The organism is Caulobacter sp. P1_D6 (genome assembly GCF_056406095.1).
This window is the reverse complement of the sequence record NZ_JBFUAW010000051.1, coordinates 21,089-27,337: the sequence shown is the minus strand read 5'-3', so window position 1 is coordinate 27,337 and position 6,249 is coordinate 21,089. Positions and strand designations below refer to the sequence as shown.

2 protein-coding genes are annotated in these 6,249 nt (G+C 68.7%); both read right to left on the bottom strand.

Translation table 11 applies throughout. From position 1 onward, the window contains the following. Window positions 1-64: 64 nt before the first annotated feature. Window positions 65-4,588 (bottom strand): glutamate synthase large subunit, encoded by a 4,524-nt coding sequence (gltB, locus tag AC1DYP_RS22560; protein ID WP_477048220.1) that lies wholly within the window; start codon window positions 4,586-4,588, stop codon window positions 65-67. Window positions 4,589-4,592: 4 nt separating this feature from the next. After that, window positions 4,593-6,041: an NAD(P)-dependent oxidoreductase gene (locus AC1DYP_RS22555; RefSeq protein WP_477048219.1), complete on the bottom strand. Its 1,449-nt coding sequence runs from the start codon at window positions 6,039-6,041 to the stop codon at window positions 4,593-4,595. Window positions 6,042-6,249: the final 208 nt, after the last annotated feature.

The following is a 6,249-nucleotide window of genomic DNA, read 5'->3' as shown; positions in this document are numbered from 1 at the left end:
CACTAGATCCTCCCCCTCTGGGGGAGGTGGCCCGGAGGGTCGGAGGGGGCTTCCCCCCGGCTTCCTAAGCCCGCTCGTGAACCGCCTCTTCCGCCGCCAGAGGCTGCGGAAGCCGCGAGACCATCTCCTTGGGGCAGACCTGCCAGAACAGGTCCCGCACCCGGTCCCAGTCGCGGATCAGGCTCTCGGCGAAGGCCGAGTCCGTCTCGCGGGCGTGTTCGGCCAGCAGCGAGCGCAGCACGCCTTCCCAATAGGGCGAGGCCAGGCGCTGGACCAGGATGCTGTCCGGGTTGACAAGGTTCTCGAACCGGCCGTGCTGGTCGAGGACGAAGGCCATGCCGCCGGTCATGCCGGCCCCGAAGTTGCCGCCCGTCGGGCCCAGGATCACCACCTGGCCGCCGGTCATGTACTCACAACCGTTGGCGCCGCAGCCCTCGACCACCGCGGTGGCGCCCGAGTTGCGGACGGCGAAGCGCTCGCCGGCCTGGCCGGCCGCGAACAGGCGGCCCGAGGTGGCCCCGAACAGCACGGTGTTGCCGATCAGGGTGTTGGTCTCGGGCGCGGCGAGGCCGCGGGCCGGCTTGATGACGATCGTCGCGCCCGACAGGCCCTTGCCGACATAGTCGTTGGCCTCGCCGGTCAGTTCGATGCGCAGGCCCTGGACCGCGAAGGCCCCCAGGCTCTGGCCGGCCGAGCCCTTGAGCTGGACGGTCAGGTGGCCGGCGGGCAGGCCCTTCATGCCGAACTTGCGCACGATGTGGCTGGACGTGCGCGAACCGATCGAGCGGGCGGTGCTGCGGACCGTGTAGGTCAGCTGCATCTTCTCGCCGCGCTCCAGCAGGGGGGCGGCGTCGCGGACGATCTGGGCGTCCAGCGTGTCCGGCACGGCGTTGCGGCCGACCACGGTGTTGTAGGGCTTGTTGGCGCCCGGATCGGCGCGGACCAGCAGCGGGTTGAGGTCCAGGTCGTCCAGGTGCTCGCCGCCGCGCGACACCTGCGCCAGCAGGTCGGTGCGGCCGACGATTTCCTGCAGCGACTTGAAGCCCAGGCCCGCCAGGATCTCGCGAACCTCTTCGGCGATGAACGTGAAGAGGTTGATGACCTTGTCCGGCGTGCCGGTGAACTTGGCGCGCAGGGCCTCGTCCTGGGTGCAGACGCCCACGGGACAGGTGTTGGAGTGGCACTGGCGCACCATGATGCAGCCCATGGCCACCAGCGAGGCGGTGCCGATGCCGAACTCCTCGGCGCCCAGCATGGCGGCGATGACGATGTCGCGACCCGTGCGCATGCCGCCGTCGGCCCGCAGGACCACGGAGTGGCGCAGGTTGTTGAGCGTCAGCACCTGGTTGGCTTCCGACAGGCCCATCTCCCACGGACCGCCGGCGTACTTCACCGAGGTCTGGGACGAGGCGCCCGTGCCGCCGACGCCGCCGGCCACCAGGATCACGTCGGCCTTGGCCTTGGCGACCCCGGCCGCGATCGCGCCGATGCCGGTGGCGGCGACCAGCTTCACCGTGACGCGGGCGATCGGGTTGATCTGCTTCAGGTCATAGATGAGCTGGGCCAGGTCCTCGATCGAATAGATGTCGTGGTGCGGCGGCGGGCTGATCAGCATCACGCCGGGGGTGGCGTGGCGCAGACGCGCGATCATCTCGGTGACCTTGAAGCCAGGAAGTTGCCCGCCCTCGCCGGGCTTGGCGCCCTGGGCGACCTTGATCTCCAGCTCGACGCACTGGTTCAGATATTCGGCGGTGACGCCGAACCGGCCCGAGGCCACCTGCTTGATGGCGCTGTTGGGGTTGTCGCCGTTGGGCAGGGGCTTGTAGCGCGCGCTGTCCTCGCCGCCCTCGCCCGAGACCGACTTGGCCCCGATGCGGTTCATGGCGATGTTCAGCGCCCCGTGGGCCTCCGGGCCCAGGGCGCCCAGGCTCATGCCGGGCGTGACGAAGCGCTTGCGGATCTCGTTGACGCTCTCGACGTCGTCGGTCGAGATCGGGTTGCGGTCCGAGCGCCAGTCCAGCAGATCGCGCAGCTGGATCGGCTTCTGGGTGCGCAGGCCGTTGGACCAGCGGCGATAGAGCTCGAAGTCGCCGGTGTCGCAGGCGCTCTGCAGGGTGTGGATCAGCCGCGCCTCGAAGGCGTGGGCCTCGCCCGAGCGGCGCAGCTTGTAGAGACCGCCGACCGGCAGGGTCACGGCCGCCTCGCCCCAGGCCTTGCGGTGCAGCTCGACCGCCTTGGACTCCAGGCCAGCCAGGCCGATGCCCGAGATGCGCGAGGGCATGCCGGGGAAGAACTCGGCGGCCAGGGCGCGCGACAGGCCGACGGCTTCGAAGTTGTAGCCGCCGCGGTACGAGGAGATGACGCTGATGCCCATCTTGGAGATGATCTTCAGCAGGCCGCCCTCGATGGCCGTCTTGAAGTTGATGCAGACGTCGCGCAGCGACTTGTCGCCGATCAGGCCGCGCTCCAGGCGATCCTGGAAGCTTTCCTGGGCCAGGTAGGCGTTGACCGCCGTGGCGCCGACGCCGACCAGCACCGCGAAATAGTGGGTGTCCAGGCACTCGGCCGAACGGACGACGATCGAGACGTACGAGCGCAAGCCCTTGGCGACCAGGTGGGCGTGGACGCCGCCGGTGGCCAGGATCATCGGCAGGGCGACGCGGTCGGCCTGGCTGCCCTCGTCGGTCAGGACGATGGCGCCGCAGCCGCGCAGCACCGCGTCCTCGGCCTCGGCCCGGATGCGGTCCAGATTGGCGCGCAAGGCGTCGCCCGGACGGGCTTCCGGCACGGGCAGCGGCATGGTGCAGTCGATGACCACCACGCTCTTCTCGCCCAGCAGGCCGTGGATGCGCTCGTACATGCCGGTGGTCAGGACTGGGCTCTCCAGCACGTAGACGTCGGCCTGGGCCGCGTCCTGGGCCAGGATGTTGCCGAGGTTCTTGAACCGGGTCTTCAGGCTCATGACGCCGGTCTCCCGCAGGGGATCGATCGGCGGGTTGGTCACCTGGCTGAAGTTCTGGCGGAAGAAGTGGCTGAGCGGACGGTACTTCTCCGACAGCACGGCCAGGGGCGTGTCGTCGCCCATCGAGCCGACGGCTTCCTTGCCTTCCTCGACCATGGGCGCGAGGACCATTTCCAGGTCTTCGAGGCTGAAGCCGGCAGCGGCCTGGCGGCGGGTCAGTTCCTCGCGGCCGTACTTTCGCGGCTCGGGGCCCGGGCCGATCTCCTTTTCGAGATCGACCATGTTGCCCAGCCAGTCGGTGTAGGGGTGACGCTCGGCCAGCTCGTCGATGATGTCGTCTTCGCCGTAGAGCTTGCCGCCGACCAGGTCGATGGCGATCATCCGGCCAGGCGAGATCGCCAGCTTGCGGGTGATGCGGCTTTCCTCGACGCCGCACATGCCGGCCTCGGAGCCCATGATCACCAGGCCGTCGTCGGTATAGGCCACGCGCAGCGGGCGCAGGCCCGAGCGGTCCTTGCCGGCCACGACCCAGCGGCCGTCGGTGGCGCACAGGGCGGCCGGGCCGTCCCACGGCTCCATCACCGCGTTGCAGTAGCTGTAGAGGGCCTTGTGCGAGGCCTTCATGTGCGGGCCGTTGGCTTCCGGCACCAGCAGGGTCTTGGCCATCGGCGCGTCGCGGCCGGCCCGGACCAGCACCTCGAAGGTGTTGTCCAGGTTGGCCGAGTCCGAACCGCCCGGCTGGATCACCGGCTTCACGTCATCCCCGAACTCGCCGAAGGCGTCGGCCGCCATCTTGATCTCGTGGGACTTCATCCAGTTGATGTTGCCCTTGATGGTGTTGATCTCACCATTGTGGGCCAGCATCCGGAACGGCTGGGCCAGGCGCCATTCGGGGAAGGTGTTGGTCGAATAGCGCTGGTGGAAGATCGCCACCGCGGCGCTGAACCGCTCGTCCTTCAGGTCCGGATAGAACTCGTCGATGTGCTCGGCCAGGAACATGCCCTTGTAGATCAAGGACTTGGCCGAGAACGAGCAGATGTAGAAGCCCGACAGGTTCTGGGAATGGACGCGCTTTTCGATGCGCTTGCGGCACAGGAACAGGGCGCGCTCCAGGGCCTCGCCTTCCAGGCCGGCCGGGGCGGCCAGCATGATCTGCTCGATCTCGGGACGGGTGGCGTTGGCCTTCTCGCCGATCACCGAGGTGTCGACCGGCACCTGGCGCCAGCCATAGATGTAGAAGCCGAAGCGCAGGGCTTCCGCTTCCACGATGGTGCGGCAGGCCTCCTGGGCGCCCAGGTCGGTGCGCGGCAGGAAGATCTGGCCGACGGCGATCGGGCCCTGGCGCAGGGCGTGGCCGGTGCGGCGTACCTGGTCGATGAAGAAGTCCTGCGGAACGCTGACCAGCACGCCGGCGCCGTCGCCGGTCTTGCCGTCGGCGTCGACCGCGCCCCGGTGCCACAGGGCCTTGAGGGCCTTGATCGCCAGTTCGACGACTTCGCGGCGCGGCTGGCCGTCGATGGCGCAGACCAGGCCCACGCCGCACGCGTCGCGCTCGGTGGTGGGATCGTAGGCGTGGCCGTCGATCAGGCGCTGGCGGTTCTTCAGATAGAGGTCGTGCTCGGACATGATCTTACTCCGCCGCGATCAGCGTCGAGGCGCCGGTCTTGGTCATCAGGTAGCGGTGCATGGCGTCGGCGGCGTCGCGGCCGTCCTTGATCGCCCAGACCACGAGGGAGGCGCCGCGCACGATGTCGCCGGCCGCGAACACGCCGTCCAGATTGGTCATCTGGTGGCGGACGTCGGCCTTGACCGTGCCCCAGCGGGTGGTCTTCAGGTCGGGCGCCGACCACAGCTCGGGCAGGTTCTCGGGCTCGAAGCCCAGGGCCTTGACCACCAACTGGGCCGGGCGGTCGAAGTCGCCGCCGTCGATCTCTTCCGGGGTCTGGCGGCCCGAGGCGTCCGGCGCGCCCAGGCGCATGCGGATGGCGCGCACGCCGGTGACGCCCGTGGCCTCGCCCATCACGGCGCGCGGCGCGGCCAGCCATTCGAAGGTCACGCCTTCTTCCTCGGCGTTGGCCACTTCGCGCAGCGAGCCGGGCATGTTGGCCTTGTCGCGGCGATAGAGGCAGGTGACCGAGGTGGCGCCCTGGCGGATGGCGGTGCGCACGCAGTCCATGGCGGTGTCGCCGCCGCCGACCACGACCACGTCCTTGCCGTCGGCGTTCAGCACGCCGCTGTCATAGGCCGGCACGTCGTCGCCCAGCGTCTTCTTGTTGGAGGCGATCAGATAGTCCAGCGCGGGCACCACGCCCTGGCTGCCGGCTCCCGGCGCGACCAGGTCGCGCGCGGCGTAGACGCCGACGGCGATCAGCACCGCGTCGTGCTCGGCGCGCAGGTCTTCCAGGGTGGCGTCCTTGCCGACCTCGAAGCCCAGCTTGAACACGACGCCGCCCTCGGCCAGGCGCTGGGTTCGGCGCTCGACAACGTCCTTTTCCAGCTTGAAGCCGGGAATGCCGTAGATCAGCAGGCCGCCGGCCCGGTCGTGGCGGTCATAGACGGTGACGGCGTAGCCTTCCTCGCGCAGCTTCTCGGCGGCGGCCAGGCCGGCCGGCCCGGCGCCGACGACGCCGACCGACTGGCCGCGGTCGGCCTTGGCGGTCAGCGGCTTGACCCAGCCCATCTCCCAGGCCTTGTCGGTCAGGTAGCGTTCGACCGAGCCGATCGTCACGGTGCCGTGACCCGACTGCTCTATGACGCAGTTGCCTTCGCACAGACGGTCCTGAGGGCAGATTCTACCGCAGACCTCCGGCATGGAGTTGGTCGCCTGCGACAGCTGATAGGCCTCTTCCAGACGGCCCTCGGCGGTCATCCGCAGCCAGTCGGGGATGTTGTTGTGCAGGGGGCAGTGGGTTTGGCAGAACGGCACGCCGCATTGCGAGCAACGCGAGGCCTGCTCGGTGGCTTTGGCGTCGATGAAGTCGGCGTAGATCTCGTGGAAGTCGCCATTGCGCTCGTCCGCCGCCCGCTTTTCGGGCGTCGTGCGGGCGACGGTCGTGAATTTCAGCATGCGCTCGGCCATGCGACTTCCCTCGTCCCCGCTTCCGGGGAAAAATTTGCGTGCGCGGGCCTCATACGGACTCTGCGCGGCAAGAAGAATGCGTCAGTCAAAATGGTGGACAAATATATCCGTGATGACCGTGGGGTTATTGCGAGCGACTCGCAGCTATAGCCCTTAATGGTCTACTTAGTGGATAAACGAGTTGTTTACCGTGTCGGGCGCACGCCCG